The following is a 23,822-nucleotide window of genomic DNA, read 5'->3' as shown; positions in this document are numbered from 1 at the left end:
GAATGGACGGCTCCTTGTTTTCTTAAACTCTTAAGGGCATAAATTCTATGTCCCAAGAACCAAATACCACACAACCAATCATTACCGATATCAAAAGAATTGCTGTCTGCGGAGGATCTTTAGGAAGAGAGAGGCGTTCTTATGTGCGCGGACAAGTGGTGGATGTGGGGATTACCGATCTCATGAAAGCTGAAGGCCTTTGGGATCTTGTCACTGGACTTTTTATTGGGGAAGAAACAAAAATCACCCCCTTCTTAGATTTCTCTTTGGCTCCCGTCAGAAAACCAGTATTAAAGTTAGAAGTGTATGATGTGGGTGGAAATAAAATTTACACCTCAGGGAAAATCAAGGCCGACGAAGATGGATTTTTTTCCTGCGAGATTCGAGACAAATTGCCAGTTGGATTTCACGACTTCCAAGTTGTACTCGAAGGCCTAGATAGTTTTCGACAATACTCCAAAGACTTGGCCCATTTAAACACAACCGAAGATTCTATTTTAGGAAAAACTACGATTGTTGGAAAAGGGAAACTTAGAATTCTTGCAGAGGACTATAAAGGAATGGTTGTGACCTCTGATATCGACCAAACCTACCTCGCCACAGACATCCATTCCGGAAAAGGGAAATTCACTGCAGTATTCGAAACACCTAATCAAAAACAGGCGCTTCCAGGAATGCCGGAACTTTACCGAGAACTTCGCACATCCCTCTCCAATGCCCCTCTTGCTTTTATCTCTGCCAGTCCTCATTTCTTTCGCCGCACCATGCTTGCAACCATCGCCAAAGACGGAATTCAAACTGAATCCTTACATTTAAAATATTTGGAAGGAACCATCAAAGGTGTTTTTGACAAAGTACTCGGAACCATCTTTAACCCTATCGAATTTTTGCAGAACGGATTTAGGCCCGCTTGGTCGCGAACAAAAAAATTCTTAGGTGCTTCTTACCAAAGTTTATTCGACCAAATGTCCTATAAACTCTCCATCCTTCTTTATGACCGCATCTACCTTCCCACAGAAGCCAAAGAAATTTTACTCGGTGACAATACAGAATCGGATTATATGATCTTTACTCTTTACCAAGTCATCTGTATGGGGAAACTAAACGGAGATGAATTAGAAGAATATTTATACAAACTAAATTTCCTCGGTCGCGATGCCATCACAAGGGATGCAGCTAAAAAAATTCGCCTCCTTGCCGAAGAAATCCACAGAATACATGGAACAACGAACCCAGTATCTCTCAGCCTCATCAACCGCACGGGCCACGGGCCAGGTGAAGTAGAAATGCGTGAAAAAGTAAAGGATGCGTTACCGGTGGGAATGTATGACTCCCTTTTTGCCAAGGGACAAGCGTTTTATGGAACAGAGGGAGCTTTGGGAATGGGGATCATTCTAGAATCAGAACGATATCTAACAATCGAACAGATCCTAGCGGTGGTGGCGGGAATGATTGGGAAGGTATTGGAAGGGAAACTAGTGGATGAAAGTTTTTTATTGAAATTATTAGAAGAATTGACCATCCCAAAATCAGCAGAAGGGACAAGGCAAAAACTAAAAGAAGGTTTGGTTTCTGCCTTTCGGTCTTAAATCAAAAACAAAGAACATTGCAAGGTAAAACAAATGTTCTTATCAAATTTAAAAAAAGGTAAAGGTAAGGAACAATCCTTCTTTATCTTTTTTTGACTGGAGATTTTTGGACACGAATCCCTTCTGTAAACTCAATCACATAAAGAGGTCTGCCTTTCGACTCCTCAAAAATTCGGGCTACATATTCTCCTAAGATCCCAATGGATATCAAAATCGATCCTCCAATCAAACAGATCAAAGTCACGATGGTGGCCCAACCAGGATTATAAACAATTGGCATTTGCAAAATAAAATGTTGGAAGGCTCGAAAGAGTGCATAAACACCAACGGCAAAACCAATCACAGCTACCACAATCCCAAGTCCCAAACTAAAACGAAGAGGCAAAGGAGAAAAAGAAACAGCAGCATTCATTGCCAATTTTAACATCTTTTGTAATGGGTATTTGGTTTCACCAGCTACCCGTGGATCGCGATTGTAATAAACAGGAGTCTGTGGAAAACCAATCCAAGCATTCATCCCTCGGAGGAAACGATGGTTCTCACGAAGCCCATTCAATGCATCCAAACATCGCCTAGAGATCAGGCGAAAATCTCCCGAATCCAAAGGAAGGTCTTTATGAACTAAAATTTTCATAAGGCGATAAAAAGCCCACGCAGTTACTTTCTTAAAAAAAGATTCTCCGGAACGAGCTAGTCTCTGCCCATAAACTACGTCATAACCTTCTTCGTATTTTTTTAACATTTCCAGAATGATTTCAGGAGGATCTTGCAAGTCGGCATCCATCACTACCACAGCATCACCACGCGCATGGTCCATCCCAGCAGTCACAGCAATTTGGTGGCCGAAATTACGAGCAAGTGATATGACACGAACATTTGCATCTTCTTTTGCCCATTGCATCAAACCAACGATGGTCAAATCAGAACTACCATCATTCACAAGAATGATTTCCGTTTTAACTTGAAATTTAAAGATAGTTTCTCTTAACCTTTTTTTTAGAATGTCTAAAACTTCTTCCTCGTTATAACAAGGAATGATTAAGGAGAGAAGACTTGGTTTTTTTCTAGGGACAAGATAATAATGCATATTTAAGATATGTTGATTCTTCGAAAGGAATTATGTGCTAAAGAGAAAATAAAAGAAAACCTACCTTTAAGACCACTACATTTTGCTTCCAAAATTAATTTTCAGAAGCAAAACTCTAATTCCAAAAGTTTAATTCTTTTGGATCTTTACAGAGGAATTTAAATATAGAATTCGATTTCCTTCCCGTGCAAGAACTGGGGTAGAAAGTTCTTGCGTTTCAAACTGAATGAAGGTGTAAGACTTTAAATTTTCTGGGCTACAATGATAAGTACGCGGGACAAGGAATAACCAAGGTTCGGTAAAACAAACTTTTTTACCTTCCCTGTTTAAAGCCGAAGCCACACCCAAAACTAAATTCCCTTGCGGAAAATCTTTAGGATTCGAGTCCCAATGCAAAACAAACTGATCATCAATATGATGAATGGCATTTGTCCATTCTTTCACAGATAAATTTCTATCCTTTGCCGGTTCCTTCCCATACAAAAAAACACTAAAACCAATCAGTAAAACAAACCAAACAAATTGTTTTGGTTTCCATTCCGCACTGATTTGTTTCTGGAAAAAAACCATCAAAACAAGAAAAATCTGAACCGCAATCACTGAATCAAAATGCCAGTAAAGATGGGGGACAATCGGGCCTTTCATCCGAAACAGGGTAAGTAAAATGACAACAGTGTATACAAAACTAAAATTACGAAGTCTTAGGGCAAAGGAATTGAAACCGTCAGGTTTCCAAAATGGAAGGAGAATGATGAGTCCGTAAAAGAATCCAGCATAGGGCAAAGGGAAAATAGAATCCAACATCGTTTTTAAAAAAGAAAAAACTTCGACTGGTTTTTTGTTCCCACCACCTTTTAGCAAATATTTCAAAACACTGCTGATATTGCCGGGAAAATTTTGAAAAAAATCGATGAGGACAGGAAGCCAAACAACGAACAATAACAAACCAGAAACTAGTAGCGGAAACTTCAGATCCTTCACCTTCCAGTGGTTTGTTTTTCTTTCCTTAAAAACGGAATAAATAATAAAAAGGAATCCAGTTCCAAAAGGGACAGCTCCCATAATGTTTATCTGAAATAAAAAAGAACCAGTGAATAAAAAAACGGGTAAATACCACCACTTTCTTTCGGATAAGTTGGCAACAGAAAAAATGAATACAAGAAAAGGACAAATCATCACGAATGGTGTCCAAGTCTCAAACAGAAACCCAAACCCTAAACTCTTCCATACAAAAAAACTAGAAATCCATAAGAAAACCGCAGCCCATGGAGATTTAAAAATTTTTGTCAGTTGGTAAAATACAAAACCAATACAAAAACTGTTCAATAAATAGGTGAAAAAAACATAACGGGCATAAGCGGAATCAAAAAAGAAAAACAGTTTTTCAGCGAAAGCTAAAAAGTAAAAATATACAGGGCCTGGATGGTTGAACTGAAACCTTGAGTATGGGCCATAAGCAATCCTCCCATTTAGGATTTCCATAATTTGAAAATCATTGGCAGCTAGATCTGTGACAAAATAATACTCGCCCAAAAAGTTAGATACATTCACGAAAAAATAGAGAAGGACAAAAGATAGAAAAAGACCCAACACTTGGGTCTCTGGTTTTTTCAAATTCAAAACTTTCATTTTGGCAAAGGAATCCTTCAGATCTGTAATATTCATTTCTCGACATACTCCATAACAGGTATAAAAACTGTGTATTCAAAATTCAAATTGGGAACTCTTTGTTCCAGATAAGTTTGGAAAAAATCTAACAACTGTTTAAAAAAGATAGCAAAAAAGAAGAATCATTACAAAACTGATAAAAATTTCCTATGTCAGACTTGTCGACTACAACTAAAAAAATAGAACCATTCTTATACATTCCCGCAGTCATCTTTTTGATTTTTATTTCTATTTTTTACTTATATACAGGGAGTTTTTTTATCTCTCCCAAATTTGCCCGTTTTACCACCTTGGGTTTGTTAATTTATTTTTTATTTTCGAAAAACGGTAACACTTTGCTAAAATTTGTTTCTCTTTTTGTCTTTTATCTATCTTTTACAAACCCAATTCCCTCATCCGATTTGATTCCTTCGCGATTCTTTCCACTTTGGTTGGACCCTTCTACCAATTTCAAATTTGATTTGTTTTTGGATCAGGGTTCTACCACTCTCCTTAGTGAAAACGATTTAACTTCACTCCAAGGACAAATGACAAACCTTCCCCATCCAAAAGAAAAAGGATTCTTAGTTGCACCCTACTTCTTAGTCCCTGGAACCAATGAAATTTTACCTACCTATCCCTGGACTCCCGGTTTTTTTAACTTTCTGATTTATAAAACATTTTCTTTTTTCCATCCCATAATTCCAAAAATGAATTATGAAAATACAAGTTCGATTCTTTTTGTTTTACCAACTATCTACCGGTTGGAAAGTTTCAGTGCTGCAATCCTTGCCACAGCAACATCCTTTTTGCTTTATTTAATTCTTCGCCTAAAGCCATTTTCAAATTCAAAAGCGATATCTTTTTTGTACGTAGTTATTTATTCTTTATGTACATCCCATTTCTCAAATTCGTCCCAAGGATTATGGCAACATACAATCATTGAGTTTTTACTTGGTTTGATTTTATACTTAGTTTTTCTGGAAAACAATCATCATCTTAGATTTTTACTCATTGGTCTTTTTGCGGGAATATTAATTTATTCAAGACCAAGTTCAATTTTCCTATTAACCTTTCCCGTGGTAGTGTTAATCACAAAATTTAAAAAATTCAAATGGTCTTTCTTCCTAGCACTCATTTCTTTTTCAATTACACTTTTGTTTTTCGGTTTATTAAACGATTCCTACTACCAACATTTTTTGGGTGGATATTCGTTACACAAGATTGCTTATTCCTATGTTGGTCATTCTGATTTATTTTCGAAACCCTTGTGGGAAGGACTATTTGGCCTAACCTTTAGCCCAGGATTCGGATATTATATTTTTTCTCCAATTTTACTTTTGCCACTATTCTACTTTCCCAAAATTAAAAATAAAGGTTTGTTCGTTTGCCTTCTTTTGCCTGAAGTTTTTTTAGTTTTGTTTTATGCAAAATATGTATATTGGGAAGGAGGTCATTCCTATGGTGCTCGGTTCTTAACCGATATCAATCTCTATTCCATTTTAACATTTTCTATGATCCCACTTGCCATTTGGAAAAATCGCATCTATCAAATTGTGGTTTCAACCCTTCTCATTTTTTCTTTTTACGTCCAGTATTTTGGTGCGAATCAAAAAGAAATGGTTTCACTCTGGAACAGTTGCTCTTATGAAAGTAATTTTGCAAAATCAATTGATTTCAAAAACTTACCATTTCACCCAAATCTATCCAGAACAAACTGTACACATCAATGATATCAAAAGATATTTACGCCTTAAATGCACTCGAATACTTTCAGACTGGTTTGCTATTTTTGGTTCCATCTATGAATATCCACATACAAGATTGGAATACAGATCACTTAGAATTAAGGGTAAATAAGACGACTCCTTATGCCATCCTTACGTTAGGAGAGTTAGAAGTATTTGAATACAATCCAAAATGAAAAAGAAAAAAACAAAGATTCGAAATTCAGTAGACTTAGGATAAGATTCTAAAATATCTATTCATAGGATCATAAGTGAAATCTGAAATAGTAAAATTACTCCGATCTTGTTTTGTCTTTGTAACAAATCTTTTTGAGAATCGGGAACTGAAAATACCACAGGTTCTTAGCTTAGGGATAGTCCTTGGGCTCTTTGGATATACATTTCGATATTTTACCTTCCCCGTCTCTGTTTTGGACTGGGACGAAATTACCTACTTCATCATTGGCAAAGGCATCCTACTCGGAAAAATTCCTTATTTAGATCTTTGGGATATCAAACCTATTGGCATTTATTTGATCCATGCCGTTTCTTTGTTAGTTTTGCCTTATGATACAGAGGTCTTACGGTGGACTTCTTTTCTCCATCTCCTCGGTTTAGCAATGGTAGTTTCTACTTTTGTGAAAAATCAAACTTGGATCCAGAGGTTGTTTTGTGGAATCCTAGTATTGTATTTTTTTTCTAGATTGTCATCAGGTTTGTCAGCCAATTCGGAAATATACTTTTTATTCTATGAATGGCTTGGGATTTCTTTGTTTTTTCGAAAGAATTCAAAAGCAACTTCCTTTTTCTTTTTGGGTTTTGCCTTTTTAATCAAATACATAATTTTTTTCGATGTTGTATTCTTGGGAATGTACGCCCTTTGGAAAAGATCCAAATCCACCTCCCTTTTCCAAGTCTGTCTAGAAATGAGTACCTTTATCATTCCTATTGGTACGAGTATTTTGGTTTATTTTTTTCTTGGGCACACACAAGAATTTTTTGATGCCCTCTTAACCGTATCTTCCAAACACCAACCAAATGAAACCATAGGCTTTCCTTTCGGAGTTCTACTCAGGCTTTTTTGGCCTCTGCTTTTCCTTGGTTTTATAACCTTACTTTCTGATCGAAAATTTTCTTCCTATAAAATTGCTTTAGTGGCCCTAACACTCACGGCTCTTCTTGGAGCAAGTTATACAGGTTATTATTTCCAACACTATTTCTTGGCACTAATACCACCACTGGCAATTCTTGCAACACCTGCTAGAAAAGTATCATGGCAGCTGTCGCTTTTTGCTTTAGTTTTGGTCTTATACTCTTGGAACTCGATTAGCATCCGGTGGAAAAAAGACCTTTCACACATTCCAGATCATAGTCGGATTATTGCTGATAAAATAAAGAGCTTGGGAGAAGGAACTGTATTTGTAGCCAGCGGAGTACACGCCACTTACATTTTTTTGAACCAACTCAGTCCGACAGAATATGTACAACCTGTAAACTATATTGATCCGCTATTTTCTAAAAACTTTGCCGTTGATATTTCGAAGGTTATGTTTGAGGTAAAAGATGTGAAATATATTCAATGGTGTAATGATACTACTTTAGAAACGGCAGACAAAGACGAATCACTAAATCAGGATTTTATTTTGCCACTTCAAGTTTTTGTAAAAGAAAAATTCAAAAATAAAACGACACCTTTAAAAGGTTGTGATCTCTACTATAAGTAAACTGAATCATTTTATTTTTTTTCCCAAAGCATCAGTCTAAATCCGGCAATTTCTTCATCCGAAACTTTTTGATAATAATTTGAACGTATCTCATATTTAGTATCAATCCATTCCTCATAGAATCCCTCAGTCACATTATCATCTTTAGGTGGTTTAAAATCATAAAAGAAAACCTGAAACTTTTTTACTCCAGATTTCATAAACTTTGATTCTAAAGTATTAAATTCAGATTGTTTGTTTGCAATCCAATGTGGCTTTTTTAAGAACGAATCAGAAATTAAGAGCAAATCAAATACACTTAAGTGAACTACTGGCGAGTCAGGTTGTTCACTTAATTTTGCCTGAAAAATCTCATGATATTTTTTAACAAAATCTATCGTTTTAAAATTTCTTCTTACGTGATAGAGACCTAACCCAATTTGAAGCAGGATCAAAAGAATAACAATTTGTCGTTCTTTTTGTATAGATATAGTAGAAAGTAAGGAGATTACGAATATGGAAAATAGTAAATAAGAGAATTCCGTAAATCGTAAACCTAAATACAAACCACCTGAAGAATATGGACTAAGAATAACAACAGTAACAAAGGATGTTAGAGTTACAGTGATAATCAATTTCTGAAGCTGTGATAATTTTAATTTAAAACATGAATAAACGATCAGAATCAAGATAGGAAAACAGTAGAATATAAAACCAATTCGGTCTGCATTTCCCAAAAAGAACTCTTGGATTAAGTGAAATCGATGATTTAAATCCAATCTCGAAAAATCGGCAAAACTAACTTTACTTCGAACACCTAAGATTTCCTGAAACTCAGTGAAATTGTAGTATCCGAGCAATGCGAATGCCAAAATAAATCCAATGATTAATGGCATATACTTAACTAAAGAAACGAAAAACTTCTTTCGGTTACGATATAGAACCATTAATCCAAGAATTCCAATAAACATTAGTGATTCGGAACGGAGAAATATCGAAACAGCTCCAAAAAACCCAAACAAAAACTGGAAAGGTAAAGATATGTATTGATTATTTTCTAATCGAAACACCACAAAGAAAAACGATAATAACAGCAATTGTGCAGGGATACTTTCAGAAAATTCAATGGCACTTGAAATTCCATATCCGACCAAAAACAAAAGACCCGCTAAAGCCAAATAGTTAGTTTGTTTAATTTCGAAAAGAGATCGAACACTTAATACAACAAAGAAACCTAAAATCAGATATAAAAGAAGTATGATTCCATTGAACAATCGATACGGTATCGGTAATAAAGCAAACGTTTGAGCAAAAAAACTAGGATATTGAAAAACACAGTGTTTTATACCGAAGTCATCTGTAGTAAAAACAGTCCATGGATATCGAAAAGGATAAAATCTATAGTTTTCATCAAAATCCTGATGTTTGGCAAAACATTGATGGGAATGAATCCCCCTATCTCTGTATTCTATAGTTTGATAAAGTTTGATCTGAGAATCAGACTGTATTAATGGACTGATCCCACTATCCCAAACAATCCTCTTATAAACCAAATTACCGACAAATAAAACCAATACAAACAGAAGAAAATTTTTACTAATGAGTAATTGTTGAACTTTGTTTAACCAATCCATAGGGTTCTTCATTACTTCTTTTCTAAAAGAGACCCTTTAAAATGTGCTAAGGAATATTCTGAATGAATTTTATACTTCACAGGATTTAAATTAAAATTGATATCAAACTTTTCCTTCCAAATGGCAGAGGGAAATTCAGCATTAACCAATTGATTGCCTTCCCACTCTAAATACAAAATCCTCGGAGCTTTATTTTGCAGCTGATTCTCTATTTTTAACCAGTCATCATTGGAATATATTGCAAGTTGCGGGTATTTTACATAACTATAACCCACTAAATAAGAAATAGATAAACCACGTTGTACAATTAGATCTGGATTGATCTGGTCAATCTGATCCATTACTTGATGGTATAACTTTGCCGAAGACGACCATTGTTTGATTGCCCTTGTATCCGACTTATATGAAAAATATACCAATGGTAAAAAAAGGAGATAAACAGGGAACTTAAACTGTTTTTTTCCTAAGGAGAGAAAAACTCCGATCATTAATATGTAAATACCACTCTCAAAATATCGCATCCCAAATATATCCACACCAGCTCGGTAAGGAGATATAATAGGTAACAAAAGAATGAAGACTACACCAGAAATAAGAAATGGAAATATTGCAGATTTTTTTTCCCACCATAACGGAAGTGTTGCCAAAAAAAGAATTGGATAACCTTTAAAAATTCCAATTTTAAAATCATTACCCCATAGATCGGCAATCCATTCCCTACCGAGATCCCTCTGTAAATTTCCCGACTCCATATCTGTAACGGTATTCAATCCTCTCATACCAAGGAAATGTCCATATACATCATGGTTCCAGAGAAAGAATAAAGTTTGTAATCCAATACATAATAAAATATAAGGAATTAATTTTTTAATTAAACTAATTTGATTCTGAGTTTTAACAAATGAAATTCCTAAAAATATAATGAGTGCTATTGATGACTCCGGCCGGAGTTGGAAATTAAAAACAATGGCAACGGCCAAAAGTAAACCATATCGAAATTCACTTTTATCTTGAAATTCAAGGTAAGAAAGAATGGCCGCTAAAAGGAAAAAATTTGTTAAAGTGAGTTCCGAATAATCCAGTGAAGAAAGAAATATTGGTGTTAAACATTGAATGAATATAGTAGAAAGAAGAATAAAAATTCCCCTTTTTTCATATTTATTTAAGATCCGATCCAAAAGAAGAAAATTTAAAAAAAAGAAAAATATTGGAATATAAGTGATCCACTTAATCGATACAACGAGTAAAATTAACTTTTGAATCCAAGTAAACAAAACTGGATACTGAAAAACACAATTCCCATTTTTTAGAAAGAAAGCCCAAGGATATCCAAATGGAATCATTGATACTTCAAAACCCAGTTCCTTTGCAGGGAAATAACACTCTTCTGCGGAACCACCTGCTAGACTATTTAATACTTGATAGTATTTGATTTCAGGATCGCTAGAGATAAAAACAGAACTATCATTCCACTTCCATCGATAAAACAATGGGATTAAAATGATAAAAAAATAAATACAAACCCTTTTGGGAAAACCCATTTTAGTCTCGTTTTATGATATGCGCTGTAACGGCTTGTAATCCAAATATCAGCAAAGTTAAACTTAGGTTAGTGGCTACAATAAATTCACGTTCAAAATTGATAAAAACAAATCCCGACTTTTGCCACTGAATAAAAATCCATACAATAGCTAAAGCAATGATGCCCAAACCGCTAAGAAGCACGAAAAAAAGTCTGTCTTCTTCCATTGACAAAATGAATTGATAAACAGTGCTTATCTTAACTTGTTTTGTTGCAATGAGAAGTCCTGTCCCCCAAAGTGTAAGGCCAAGAACCGAAAGAAATGAAAACAATAACATAGAGTGTAATCCATAAAAATTGGCACCAAATACGGAGATTACTTTCCCAACAAAAACCGAAATCAGAAGTTGTGACCAAGCAAGGACAAAAATGATAATCCCTGTTCGTTCAAACAAATGAGAACCATAAAACAAAATTCTGAGTAAGTGCCTCATTCCATCACGCCATGTGCGCAAATGAGGAATTCTGCCAACCTTATCTGGGTATAACGAAACAGGAACGTGATACATAGCAGAATCATGAATCAAAGCTTTGATTAGAAGCTCAGACGCAAACTCCATCCCCTTACTTTTTACGTTCCAGAGCAGGTAACTTTCTTTTTTAAAACAACGAAAACCAGAATTTGAATCTCGAATTTTTGTTTTTTTGGCATAAAGCAAATTGATAATCCAATTTATAACCGGAGTTCCTAAATACCGGTGTAAAAAAGGCATTGCTCCTTTGTGGATCTTTCCATCCAAACGAGAGCCAATCACCATATCCGAATTTGTCTCAATTAACTTTTCGATAAGGGCCGGAGATTCTAAAAAATCATATGTATCATCTGCATCGGCAAAAACAATAATTTCACCTTTTGCATTTCGTATTCCGGTATCAAGAGCTGAGCCGTAACCTTTTTCCTTGGCAGAAACAACGGTTGCTCCAAACTTTTTTGCAATGGAAACTGATTTGTCCGCACTGCCGTTGTCTGAAACCAAAATTTCTATATCATAAGTACTTTTATAATCTTTCTGGATGGTAATAAGTTTTTCCAAAACAAAAGGTAAAGTTTTTTCCTCGTTTAAACAAGGAATTACGAATGTGACTGATTTCTTTTTTTTCATAAAAAGTCCCGAGTATAGATTCCAAATGGATCTTTTGCTGATAGGAGATAACGGCTCAGAATCAATGCGTTATCCATATTCTTTTGTTTTAAAACATAGGTCATTAGGTTTGCTGCGCAGAGTTCCTGACGAGGCATAGTCTGAAAACATTGCACAAGTAAACTAGGTTCTAACTCAGTATTTTTTGCTAATGCAAGTTCCAGAAAAAAATATCTTGCACCAAGAAATTGTATTTTCCAATTTTTCAAAAGACTTAAGTTTTGATTTTCAATTTTTTTTACAAAACCAGTGTTCTTTGGTTGAAATTCATAAAAAGTAGAAAGTTGTACGTCCTTGTGGTATTTAAAGATTGATTGTTCCACAAACCCGAAACGTAAAGAGAATGAGATAAGCATCAAAAGCGAAAAAACTAAAAAAGTTTTCGAAAATATCTGTTTGATTGGTTTGGATTGATTACTTTCATTTTTGTTTGTTTTATTAATCCCAACAAGAACCATTCCCCAAAAAAAGACATTTGCCACTTCTAAACTACTGAAGTCCATAAATTCATGAACTAGCCAAACTATAAGTATAAAAAACAAAAGTTTATCTTTGGCTGAATACTCAGAATGACTTTTCGCAAAACGAAACAAATAGATGAGAAGAAAATAAAAAAAGAGTAAAAGCCCGACAATGCCAACTGAACTTAATATCTGAAAATACAAATTGTGCGCCAATGGAAAGGTATGAAAATGAATGATATAGTCCTGGACAAAACGAAAGTCAGCTAAAGATAAATATCTAATGTCTAAAAATGGAATGATTTTCTCTGGATTGAACCCAAGTCCAAACAATGGTGCATTTGCAATTGTTGAAAACAGATGAAGTTTCCATATAGAAAATCGGATTCCAATAGTTCCTAGATCAAATAAAGTTTTTTCTGAATAAAGTAAAATTATTAGGTAAACCACAATCACAGGGACTGCGAAAATCGAAAGAAACTTTCTTACTGACCTTGATCTTTGGTTCCAGATAATGATAAAAGCAAGTAACCCTACAGACAAAATGGAAATCCTTGAAACGGAAATCATTAGTAAAAGAGAAGCAAAGATTAGAACAGCAAAATAGAATAAATTTTTAAAACGATTTTCAGACCTGATGGAATGAACAGCAAGACCCAATACTAAAAAGGAATTTGATCCTATTAGGCTCACCGGAATTAGGAATAAGTCCTCACGATAGTTACTAATTCTAAAATTTGGTTCCAGAAACATCTTAATAGCCAAAATGACGGCGTTAATCAAAAACACCAAAAGTAGGCCATCCACGATGGTTTGTTTCATAGAATCTTTCCAAGTTCTAGCGAAAGAAACAAAAACCATCACTTCGAAAAGTAACAAAATTCTGATTAAAGCAAAGTCGTCATACCAGTCTTTGATGATCCAGTAAACAAATGCGAAAGTAGATAAAAGCAAAAGCCAGGTGAAATTTTCATAAATGGATTCCTGGTTTCGGATTACCAAAGCAAGTGCGAATCCAATAGGAACCACTGGATAACTCATAAAATTGGAAGTCACAAAACAAGGAAGGACTGCTAATATACTACCGAAAGTTAGGAATTCTTTTTCTGAAGATTTTGTATGATAATAAAGTAGGACGCAGGCCCAAAAGAACATAGTTAGCTTAATTGCCAATTTTTCTGGCAACAGCTGAATGGGATCATACTCTGCTAATTTAAAAAAAACAAAGTTGGATAATAAAATAACAAATAGGAGATGAAAAAAAGAAAGAAAGGAGTATTTTCTTTTTCTTAAATTCCAAAAAAAATAAATTAAAAAAAGAAAAACTCCTAAACCAATCGCATCGTTTCTAAAAAACTTCTGATTTGTTTCTCCAAAAAAAAGACTTAAAAAACCTATAAAGAATAAAAAGTCAAAAAGGAGAAAAAGAACTCTCTGCATTTTAAAGCCAATTGGCAGTTTTAGGAATGTATTTATCTGGCATCGACTTATGAAAGAAACTTTTCTTTGATACGATAAGATTGAAGTATAGTATATGGCGAAGCGCCGCCACTCCATCTTTCCAAGTTATTTTCTTTCCTTCTAAATAATTTCTTGGATAATAAGATATGGGGAATTCCTGAACGCGGATTTTAAGACGAGCTAACTTTGCTGTAATCTCAGGCTCAAATCCAAATCTTTTTGATTCCAAATTGATATTTTGAACAATCTCCGCCCTGAAGGCTTTGTAACAAGTCTCCATATCAGTTAAATAAAGACCGCTTAAAAAATTAGAAAGTATGGTCAAAATTCGATTGATCAGGTAGTGGAAAGTACGGTGAACCTGACGACCATCTTTTTTAAAGCGAGAACCGAACACAACATCCGCCTTTCCATTGGCTAGTGGTTCAATTAACATAGGAATTTCGTCCATATCGTATTCAAAATCAGCATCCTGAACGATAATGATATTTCCACTTGCTTCCGCAATCCCTCTGTGAAGGGCAGCCCCCTTCCCTTGATTTTTTTCCTGAATCAAAATTTTATGTTCCGATCGAAAACGAAAGGTCTTTAGAATTTCTAAAGAGTTGTCACGCGAAGCATCGTCGATAAAAACTAATTCCTTTTTAGTGGACAATTGAAGGGAATCAACCTTAGTTAGGAACTCCTCTAGATGTGAGGACTCATTATAAATTGGGATAATTAAGGATGTCTTAATTGACTTCTCTGAACTTAACTGATTACGTCTAGCGACCATAGTTACTATCTAAAAATTACAAACATAAGTGAAAGTCAAGCGGTAAAAACGAATCCACGAAATCAAACTTTGGTTACTTATTTCTATATTTGCGAAGTCCCAAAAATCCATGAACCAATGTTAAGAAGAAGGCATAAAAAGTGGATATTTTTTCACGATTTTTTAACATTCGGAAGTGAGCTAACATCACTTTTTTCTTGTTAGATGTAGCAGCTCCACGCCGTACACGATAACGAGCCAATACCTCAGAATTGGCAAAGGCTCTTTTTCCATCTCTTAAAATATCCAACCAAAGAGCATAGTCGTCTCTCAAACTTTTTAAACTTGGGTCAAAGAACTTCTTCCCTACACTAGGAACATGGTAAATAGCAGTGAGTAACCCGACCCGATTGTAATGCAGGAGATCGCTGTAAGAATACTCTTTTGTTTTGACAAGAAATGGTTCACAAAATTCAAAACCATTTTCATCCACTATTCGATAAGAGGCAAAGGAAAACGGAGAATGATTCTTTTCCATAAAGGGAATCATGGTTTCCAAAAAGTTCGGTTCCCATAAATCGTCAGCATCCAAAAAGGCAATAAACTCACCCTTTGCCAACTTAATTCCTGTATTACGTGTGTCAGCAGAACCTGAGTTTTTTTCTTTGGGAATAAATTGAATTCTAGAGTCAGAGGCAGCTATTTTTTTTGCCAAAATTGCTGTATCATCTTTGGAGCAATCATCCACAAGAAGGAGCTCCCAATCTTTAAAATTTTGGCTGGTGAGCGAACGAACAGATTCCTCAAGATAAGAAACTGCATTGTAAGCGGGCATAATGACAGATACTTTAGGCATAAAATTGACTACATTTTAAAAGAACTGGTAAATTTTAAAGACAAATTAAACAAAATCGAAAACGCAATAAGAGTATAAATTTAAAAACTCTGGAGTCTTTAAACAAAGGAAATCCCTATCCTCTACTGGATAATTTCTCTTACTAACTCTTGCAATCTTTGTTTCCAGTGTACATTTTCAAATTCAAAGTTTTCTCGAAACTTCTGTTTACTTAAAACACTGTAAGGTGGACGTTTTGCATCCGTAGGATAGTCTTCTGTGGCAATGGGAATCACCTTACAAGGATATCCCAAGGAAGATACGATCGCATAGGCAAAGTCAAACCAACTTGCCACACCTTCATTAGAAAAATGATAAATTCCAGATTTTGCCGTAGAGGTAGCAAGAAAACAAACACGCGCTAAATCGCCTGCCCAAGTAGGGGTACCAATTTGGTCATCAATGACTCGAAGGTTTTCTCTTTCTTTGGCCAACTTCGCAATTGTATTAAAGAAATTTTTTCCAAACTTTGAATATACCCAAGAAGTTCGAATGATGATAGAATCTGGATTTTCTTCTAAAACCTGATCCTCTCCAGCAGACTTTGTTTTGCCATAAATAGATATTGGATTTTTGACAGCAGTTTCCTTATAGGGACGAAAATGAGTTCCATCAAAGACAAAATCAGTAGAAACATGAATGAACTTTGCACCTAGAGTTTTTGCATAACCCGCTAATATTTTAGCTCCATTTACGTTCACCAACTCAGCGTTTTTTTCATCTTTTTCTGCTAAGTCAACGGCTGTATACGCTGCCGCATTGATGATGGCAAAATAATCTTTAGATTTAGAAAAAAAGTTTTTAATGCTCTTTTCAGAGGATAAATCCAATACAGATCGATCCACAAATTCGAAATTAAAGTTCTTTTCTTTCTCCGACAACAAACGAAGTTCAGATCCCAATTGACCATTGGATCCAGTAACAAGGATTTTTTTCATATTCAATTCAGCTAATTTGACAACCAATCAGTAGATTGTTTCACTTAAAATTCGAATCAAATATTGGCCATATCCATTTTTCTTTAATGGTTCGGCCAATTTCTCTAATTCCGATTTAGTAATATAACCTTTGCGATAGGCAATTTCTTCAGGACAAGCAATCTTTAAACCTTGCCGCCTTTCCACAGTTTCTACAAATGTAGAAGCTTCCAAGAGTGACTCATGAGTTCCAGTATCAAGCCAGGCATACCCTCTACCCATAAGTTGAACATCTAAAATTCCTTTTTCTAGATATATCTTATTTAGATCTGTAATTTCAAGTTCACCTCTTTTTGAAGGTTTAACTTGTTTTGCATATTCAACGACCTTAGAATCGTAAAAATAAAGCCCTGTCACCGCATAACTACTTTTAGGTTTTAATGGTTTTTCTTCAATCGAAACAGCACGTCGTTCGTTATCAAACTCAACAACTCCATATCTTTCTGGATCATTGACATGGTAGGCAAAAACAGTGGCGCCATTTTTTTTATTAACAGCAGCATTCAATTGTTCTTCCATTCCATGCCCAAAAAAGATATTATCTCCAAGGATGAGAGCCGCAGGTTCTCCCCCATTCAGAAATTTTTCTCCAATCAGAAAGGCTTGCGCCAATCCATCAGGCGAAGGTTGCACTTCAAATGTAAGTGAAATACCCCACTGAGAACCATCACCTAACATCTCTTTAAAAAGAGGTGTTGATTCTGGAGTCGAAATAATTAAAATTTCCTTAATTCCCGCTAACATAAGAGTACTTAACGGATAATAAATCATAGGTTTGTCATAAATAGGCAGTAATTGTTTACTTACCACCTTAGTTACTGGATAAAGACGAGTTCCCGAGCCGCCGGCTAAAATGATTCCCTTCATTTTGAATTCAATTCCTTATATTGAGATTCATAATATTTGTTATACTCGCCAGATAGAATTTCTTCCCACCAAGGTTTGTTTTCTAAAAACCAATCTACAGTTTGTTCAATGGCTTCATCAAATTGGTATTTCGGTTTCCAACCCAATTCCGTTTCAATTTTTGCGGGATCAATGGCATAACGAAAATCATGACCAGGACGATCCTTAACAAATTGAATTAAGTTTTTATGAGGAGCACCGCTTGGATTTTTTTTGTCCATTAGTTCACAAATTCTATGAACTATTTCCAAATTATTTTTTTCATTTCGTGTTCCAATATTATACGTTTCACCAAATTTTCCATTTCGCATAACCAAATCAATGGCTAGACAATGGTCTTTCACAAACAACCAATCTCGAATATTTTCTCCGGTTCCATAAACTGGAAGTGGTTTACCTTGTAGACAATTTAGTATCATAAGCGGAATTAATTTTTCCGGGAAATGAAAAGGTCCATAATTATTAGAACAGTTCGTGGTGATGACAGGCAATCCATAAGTATGGAAGTATGCCCGCACCAAATGATCGGATCCGGCCTTTGATGCCGAATAAGGTGAGTTTGGCGCATAAGGTGTCGTTTCAGTAAATGCTCCATCTGCACTTAAGGAACCAAAAACTTCATCCGTGGAAACATGAAGAAATACCTTTAGCTCTTTTTTAGTATGAAGAGTTCTCGCAAACTCTAACATATAAAAACTGCCAATCACATTTGTTTTAATGAATTCTTCTGGGCCGAGAATGGATCTATCAACATGCGATTCCGCAGCAAAATGAGCTATTTCTGTTACCGAAACATTTTGTAACTTTGAAAATACCTCAGTTTTATCAGTGATGTCTAACTTGATAAAGTTGAATCGGGGATCATTTTTCCATTTTTCTAAATTCTTTAGATTTCCCGCATACGTTAACTTATCAACAACGGTAATAGAAACATCTTCAGAAGATTCTAAAATTGTATGAACAAAATTTGAACCAATAAAGCCAGCACCACCGGTGACTAAAATTTTTCTTTGTTTCATGATTAAAACTATTTTATCCTTAAAACTGGGATTTCATTCATGATGGAATTTTTAACTTTCAAATTTCCATTCAATTCCATCGGCTCAAACAAACGGACTGACAAAGTCTTTTAACAAAGGTAGGACTTTATCCTTATCGGACAAAATGCACGCCTCCGTGCTGATACCCCAATCGATTCCAAGAGCAGGATCGTTGAATAAAATTCCCCCCTCAGACTCCTTGGAATATTCATTTGTGACTTTATATAAAAATTCAGTATTGTCTTCCAAAACGAGAAACCCATGAGCGAATCCAGAAGGTACCCAAAAGATTTCATGGTTTTTTTCTGTTAAAATGACTGCTACGTGTTGCCCATAAGTCTTCGAGTTTTTTCTGATATCAACGGCAACATCTAAAACAGATCCTTTGACCACTCGAACCAACTTACCTTGGTCCATCGGAGGGGCTTGGTAATGAAGGCCTCTCAAAACATTTTTATTTGATTTAGAATGGTTATCTTGGCTGAAGAGACTGGGAATTCCTAAAGAAACATATTCGGATGCCTTAAAAGATTCCAAAAAAAAGCCCCTATCGTCTCCATGAACCGTCGGGAAAATAAGAACAGGCCCCGAAATGGGAAATTCTTTCGTTTTCATATATTTAAATGAGTGGTATGTCCTTTGTCAAACTCTGGGAACAAGATCTTTTCCTTAGAAAGGGTTGTCAATAGAAGAAATAAAGAGCACTACGAACCTTTACTTTTAGTTTATTTTGTATTCAGATAAGGAAACTTAAATAGACTGGAAGTAACATCTATGAAACCAAAAATTTCAGTATGTATGGCTACATATAACGGTGAGAAATACATTGCCGAACAATTAAACTCAATCCTCAAACAACTAGCAGAAAATGATGAGATCATCGTATCCGATGATTCCTCAACAGATAATACGGTCAAAATATTACAAACTTACGCCGCCAAAGATCCAAGAATCCAACTATTTTTATACCAAACCTTTAGAGATCCAATTCAAAATTTTCAAAATGCTCTAAAGAAATCTACTGGAGATTATATTTATCTTTCTGATCAAGACGACGTATGGTTAGATAACAAAGTAAATACGATTAATACAATCTTAGAATCCTACGATTTGGTTTTACATGATTCCATTGTGACTGATGAAAATTTGAATATTACGGCCCCCTCTTTTTTTAAGATATTTGGCTCTAAAAAAGGCATTCTCAAAAACGTGATCAAAAGTTCTTATTACGGATCGTGTATGGCTTTCCGTCGAAAGATTCTAGAGAATGCCCTTCCCTTTCCGAAAACCAAAGAGATTGGACAAGACTTATGGCTCGGACTCGTAGCCGAGTTAACTGGAAAAGTGACCCTGGTTGAAACACCATATATCTACTACCGCAGACACCAAAACACTTTTACATTAAGGGGACTCGGCGGAACCAAACGAAACATCTTCCAAATCATCAGGGGGAGACTTGTGATGTTTTACGAACTAATTAAATTTAGTATAAGAAAAATCGGATTATTTTAATTTTTCACGGATGCCATTTTCAAAAAGTGTCAGTGCGGCATCAATGGTCTCATGCATATCAAAGTATTTGTAATCACCCAACCTTCCACTGATATAAACGTTTTCTAATGCATCTGCTTCTTTACGATATACTTTTACCAAATCAGTGTTTCTCTTATCATTGATTGGATAATAAGGATTTGATCCATCATCCAGGGAAGAAAACTCTTTAATAGTAAGAGTTGTGTTACCGTATGTTCTTTCTGGATGGAGATGTCTTGGCTCATGGATTCTAGTAAAAGGAACCGTCTCCTCTGCATAATTCATCACAGACGTTCCTTGGAAATCATCATAAGGGTGGGATTCTTTTTCAAACCGCAGGGTTCGGTATTCTAGTTTACCAAACTTGTAATCAAAATATTGGTCAATTGGACCGCTATAAATCAAAATTGTATCTTTAGGAATTTGATCCTTAATATCAAAATAATTGGTATTCAAAACGGTTGTAATGAGAGGGTTAGAAAGCATCCTTTCAAAAATTTTCCCATAACCATCTTTGGGAATTCCTTGCCAACGACTATAATAGTAACTTTCGTTATAGTTTTTACGAATTGGCAATCTATTTAAAATAAACTCAGGTAATTCCTTTGGATCTTTATTCCATTGTTTCTTTGTATATCCTTTTATAAAGGCTTCGTATAAAGGACGTCCAATTAAGGAGATTGCCTTTTCCTCAAAGTTGCGTGGAGGATGATCAATACGATCCTTGGCCTTTTCTTTTTCCAAGAAAGATTCCACCTCAAAGGGTTTTAGATTCAAACCATAGTATTGATTGATTGTCTCCAAATTGATGGGCATTTGGTAGACTTTGTTCTTAAAAGTCGTAAGGACTTGGTGATAATAATTGTTAAACTCTGTAAACTTTTGGATATAATCCCATACCTTCACATTCGAAGTATGAAATATATGAGTCCCATAAGTATGAAATTCGATCCCAGTTTCAGGGTCTACTTCCGAATAACAGTTCCCGCCGATATGATTTCGTTTTTCAATTACAAGAACTTCTTTCTTTAATTCAGAAGCAACTCTCTCCGCAATGACCGAACCAAAAAAACCCGACCCAACAACAATGACTGAATATTTCGAATAGTCCATAAAAGTTATAATAGAACAATAATAAGTTCAGCATCACCTTTTCAATTTATTTTTCTTAATTTATACAAAACACTTTACATAGGTAATTGAACCAGAGTTCAATTAGAAAAATGGCACACCTGAGTTTATTCCAATGCTCAAAATAGAAAAAAAGAAACCAAACGTTCGCTTTAAAGAGTTCTTATTAAAAATATTATTTCCTTTATTCAAAACAAAACTCTTTCAATTTATATTCTTGAGCAAAAAAACGGAAATTTTCATAAATCAAACTTTCCATGAAAAACAAAACGATCGTTTGGTTCTATTTTCGACCTTTAACTTAAAAGGACAAATTACCAAAAATTTAAAATTTTACTTAAAAAGTCTCTCCGATTTAGGATCTGACATTGTACTAGTGGATACGTCCCCCATATCCATTGCAGATGAAATCAAATCAATTCAACCCTACATCAAACACTATATCTGGAGAGAAAACGTTGGTTATGATTTCGGATCCTGGAAAACTGGACTTCTAGAAACGAATCGCTGGGAAGAATACAATCAAATCGTATTCACAAATGATAGTATTTACGGTCCTCTATTTTCTTTAAAACCAATCTTCGATAAATTTACAAATTCTAGTTATGATGTTTGGGGACTCACCGACTCTTATGAATTTGAACATCATATTATGAGTTATTTTTTAGTATTTCAAAATCGAGTTTTGAGTTCCGATTCCTTTAAAAGGTTTTGGACTGAACTGCGACATTATCCAACTCGTTTAAAAAAATTCTTAATCCTGGCTTATGAAATTGGAGGAAGCAAATATTGGATTCAGAATGGGTTTAAAGTAGGAGCTCTGGTTGAATATCAAAAATTAGACCAAAATATCGACAGTAGCTTTTATATAAATCCAACGCATGTGCATTGGGACACGATAGTCAAAAATCACGGTTTTCCTTTTATAAAAAGAGACCTTGCAAAAACACTGATTGCCAACGGCCTGTCGAATGATTTAGAAAACCTTTTGGAAACTAATCAATATTACCATTTAGACAATATTGATTTAATTTCCAAATCATAACGAAAACTTTAGACTTTAAGCGGAACTAACCTTTCTTCAATATTCTCTTTTCCAATTTCGCCGCTTTCATGATATTCTGCATCTTGATTTACATTCCAAACATCGTAAACAATTCGATCAGCAGCAATGTTCTCCACTGTTAACATAGCTGTCATCATTGCATGATCCTGGTTGTTGTATTTATGCATTCCATTCCTTCCAACCAAATGGAGATTTGTAAATTTACCTTGTATCTCAGCTTTTAATACATTGATATGATTTTGGTAAACATCATCGTAAACGGGGTAAGCTTTTTTCTGGCGAACAACAAAACCTTCTTTAATGTCTTGAAGTTTAGTTAATCCTAGTTTAACTACTTCTTTCTTCGCTAAGTTTACGAGTTCTTCGTCAGTAGAAGTCCAAAGCCCATCACCTTCAAAACAGAAATATTCTAAACCATAACAATTATATGCTGGATCTGGAACCATTTCTGGAGACCAACTTTTGAAATTTTGTATCCTTCCTACTTTTACTGAAGGATCATGAATATAAATCCAATTATCATCAAAAATATCTTTCTCTGAAACAACAAGGGCAACAGTCAAAAAATCACGATAACGAAGAGAATTAGCAGAATTTAAGGCAGCGGCAGAAACTTCCGGTTCGCGAATCGCTTGGAACAACTCTCGAATCGGTGCAGATGAGATCACATGTTCTGCCTCTAAAATCTCTGTTTTGCCCGACTTATCAATGGTTTGAACTTTCCAAACCTCACCGGTGCGTTCCAGTTGGTTCACAAGACGACCCATCTTAATTTCACCACCCATAGCTTGGATCTTCTCTGAACAGGCTTCCCACATCATACCGGGACCTTTCCTTGGATATCGAAAGGAATCAATTAATGTTTTGATCATTTTCGATTTATCTTTAACCTTAGATTTAGGTTTGATTGCATTCCAAATAGCGGAATACAATGACAATCCCTTGATCCTTTGTGCAGCCCAGTCTGCGGAAATATCCTTCGTATCCATCCCCCATACCTTTTCTGTGTATGTTTTAAAGAATATAGAAAAGAGCCGTTTTCCAAATTGGTTAGTCACCCAATCCTCAAAATTCTTAGGATCTTTTACAGGAAAGATACTTGCCTTAAGATAAGATAAAACACAGAGAATTGATTCGAATATTCCTAAATTAAACAAAGCTTCAAAGGCTTTTAAAGGATATGCATAGAACTTATTATTATAATAAATTCGCGAAGATCGTGGCCTATCCAACATATCATTTGGTAAAATTTCAGTCCAAAAATCCTCAACTTCTTTTGATTTAGAAAAAAATCGATGTCCACCTATATCAAAATAAAAACCTTTGATTGATTCAGTACGAGAGATTCCACCGACATATTTCTCATCTGCTTCCAAAATGGTAACATTAAATCCTTTTTTTGCTAACAGATAACCAGAGGTTAGTCCAGCAGGACCTGCTCCAATGATAATGATATTTTTTTGCGATGACATTAATTTTCCCTTTGG

19 protein-coding genes are annotated in these 23,822 nt (G+C 35.1%); 5 read left to right on the top strand and 14 right to left on the bottom strand.

From position 1 onward, the window contains the following. Positions 1-47: 47 nt before the first annotated feature. On the top strand, positions 48-1,589 hold the full coding sequence (locus EHQ16_RS15150; protein ID WP_135632102.1) for a phosphatase domain-containing protein: 1,542 nt from the start codon (positions 48-50) through the stop codon (positions 1,587-1,589). An 82-nt stretch (positions 1,590-1,671) separates the two neighbouring features. On the opposite strand, the gene EHQ16_RS15145 is transcribed toward EHQ16_RS15150, so the two are convergent. Together EHQ16_RS15145 and EHQ16_RS15140 are read right to left on the bottom strand one after the other, a co-directional pair. Next, positions 1,672-2,676 carry a glycosyltransferase family 2 protein gene (locus tag EHQ16_RS15145; protein ID WP_135632101.1) on the bottom strand — a complete coding sequence of 335 codons (1,005 nt, stop codon included), beginning with the start codon at positions 2,674-2,676 and terminating at the stop codon, positions 1,672-1,674. Between the two features lie 129 nt (positions 2,677-2,805). After that, entirely contained in the window at positions 2,806-4,341 is a 1,536-nt protein-coding gene (locus EHQ16_RS15140; protein ID WP_135632100.1) for a hypothetical protein, read from the bottom strand. A gap of 152 nt (positions 4,342-4,493) precedes the next feature. Between EHQ16_RS15140 and EHQ16_RS15135 the strand changes: the two genes are divergently transcribed. Together EHQ16_RS15135 and EHQ16_RS15130 are read left to right on the top strand one after the other, a co-directional pair. After that, entirely contained in the window at positions 4,494-6,056 is a 1,563-nt protein-coding gene (locus EHQ16_RS15135) for a hypothetical protein (RefSeq protein ID WP_135632099.1), read from the top strand. A 266-nt stretch (positions 6,057-6,322) separates the two neighbouring features. Then, positions 6,323-7,774: a hypothetical protein gene (locus EHQ16_RS15130; RefSeq protein WP_135632097.1), complete on the top strand. Its 1,452-nt coding sequence runs from the start codon at positions 6,323-6,325 to the stop codon at positions 7,772-7,774. A gap of 11 nt (positions 7,775-7,785) precedes the next feature. Here EHQ16_RS15130 and EHQ16_RS15125 read toward each other — a convergent pair whose 3' ends face one another. From EHQ16_RS15125 to rfbC, 10 genes are all read right to left on the bottom strand, one after another. Then, a complete protein-coding gene (locus EHQ16_RS15125) occupies positions 7,786-9,399 on the bottom strand; it encodes an LA_3751/LA_3752 family putative glycosyltransferase (RefSeq protein ID WP_135632096.1) in 1,614 nt (537 codons plus the stop codon). Further along, entirely contained in the window at positions 9,399-10,928 is a 1,530-nt protein-coding gene (locus EHQ16_RS15120) for an LA_3751/LA_3752 family putative glycosyltransferase (RefSeq protein ID WP_135632095.1), read from the bottom strand. The genes EHQ16_RS15125 and EHQ16_RS15120 overlap by 1 nt, the downstream gene beginning before the upstream one ends. Position 10,929: 1 nt before the next feature. Beyond that, positions 10,930-12,072 (bottom strand): glycosyltransferase family 2 protein, encoded by a 1,143-nt coding sequence (locus EHQ16_RS15115; protein ID WP_135632094.1) that lies wholly within the window; start codon positions 12,070-12,072, stop codon positions 10,930-10,932. Continuing rightward, positions 12,069-13,745 (bottom strand): O-antigen ligase family protein, encoded by a 1,677-nt coding sequence (locus EHQ16_RS15110; RefSeq protein WP_167482669.1) that lies wholly within the window; start codon positions 13,743-13,745, stop codon positions 12,069-12,071. Before EHQ16_RS15110 ends, EHQ16_RS15115 begins: the two co-directional genes overlap by 4 nt. 268 nt (positions 13,746-14,013) lie before the next feature. Beyond that, entirely contained in the window at positions 14,014-14,769 is a 756-nt protein-coding gene (locus EHQ16_RS15105; RefSeq protein WP_208742318.1) for a glycosyltransferase family 2 protein, read from the bottom strand. A 112-nt stretch (positions 14,770-14,881) separates the two neighbouring features. After that, the gene (locus EHQ16_RS15100; RefSeq protein ID WP_135632091.1) at positions 14,882-15,643 is read right to left on the bottom strand and encodes a glycosyltransferase family 2 protein; all 762 of its coding nucleotides are present in this window, start codon (positions 15,641-15,643) and stop codon (positions 14,882-14,884) included. A 122-nt stretch (positions 15,644-15,765) separates the two neighbouring features. Continuing rightward, the gene (rfbD, locus tag EHQ16_RS15095) at positions 15,766-16,647 is read right to left on the bottom strand and encodes a dTDP-4-dehydrorhamnose reductase (RefSeq protein ID WP_425269957.1); all 882 of its coding nucleotides are present in this window, start codon (positions 16,645-16,647) and stop codon (positions 15,766-15,768) included. Beyond that, a complete protein-coding gene (rfbA, locus tag EHQ16_RS15090; protein ID WP_135632089.1) occupies positions 16,648-17,526 on the bottom strand; it encodes a glucose-1-phosphate thymidylyltransferase RfbA in 879 nt (292 codons plus the stop codon). Next, positions 17,523-18,584 (bottom strand): dTDP-glucose 4,6-dehydratase, encoded by a 1,062-nt coding sequence (gene rfbB / locus EHQ16_RS15085; protein ID WP_135632088.1) that lies wholly within the window; start codon positions 18,582-18,584, stop codon positions 17,523-17,525. Before rfbB ends, rfbA begins: the two co-directional genes overlap by 4 nt. Before the next feature lie 84 nt (positions 18,585-18,668). Next, positions 18,669-19,220 carry a dTDP-4-dehydrorhamnose 3,5-epimerase gene (gene rfbC / locus EHQ16_RS15080; RefSeq protein WP_135632087.1) on the bottom strand — a complete coding sequence of 184 codons (552 nt, stop codon included), beginning with the start codon at positions 19,218-19,220 and terminating at the stop codon, positions 18,669-18,671. Between the two features lie 159 nt (positions 19,221-19,379). Here rfbC and EHQ16_RS15075 point away from each other — a divergent pair, with 159 nt between their 5' ends. Next, on the top strand, positions 19,380-20,117 hold the full coding sequence (locus tag EHQ16_RS15075; protein WP_135632086.1) for a glycosyltransferase family 2 protein: 738 nt from the start codon (positions 19,380-19,382) through the stop codon (positions 20,115-20,117). Here EHQ16_RS15075 and glf read toward each other — a convergent pair. Next, positions 20,109-21,251, bottom strand: a complete 1,143-nt coding sequence (gene glf / locus EHQ16_RS15070) for a UDP-galactopyranose mutase (protein ID WP_135632085.1) — start codon at positions 21,249-21,251, stop codon at positions 20,109-20,111. The two genes, EHQ16_RS15075 and glf, sit on opposite strands and share 9 nt — an antisense overlap. Before the next feature lie 133 nt (positions 21,252-21,384). Here glf and EHQ16_RS15065 point away from each other — a divergent pair, with 133 nt between their 5' ends. Continuing rightward, positions 21,385-22,314 (top strand): rhamnan synthesis F family protein, encoded by a 930-nt coding sequence (locus tag EHQ16_RS15065; RefSeq protein ID WP_135632084.1) that lies wholly within the window; start codon positions 21,385-21,387, stop codon positions 22,312-22,314. An 8-nt stretch (positions 22,315-22,322) separates the two neighbouring features. Here EHQ16_RS15065 and EHQ16_RS15060 read toward each other — a convergent pair whose 3' ends face one another. Beyond that, the gene (locus EHQ16_RS15060) at positions 22,323-23,807 is read right to left on the bottom strand and encodes an NAD(P)/FAD-dependent oxidoreductase (RefSeq protein WP_135632083.1); all 1,485 of its coding nucleotides are present in this window, start codon (positions 23,805-23,807) and stop codon (positions 22,323-22,325) included. Between the last annotated feature and the right edge of the window lie 15 nt (positions 23,808-23,822).

The organism is Leptospira kanakyensis (genome assembly GCF_004769235.1).
GTDB lineage: Bacteria > Spirochaetota > Leptospiria > Leptospirales > Leptospiraceae > Leptospira_A > Leptospira_A kanakyensis.
This window is presented reverse-complemented; position numbering and strand designations above follow the sequence as displayed.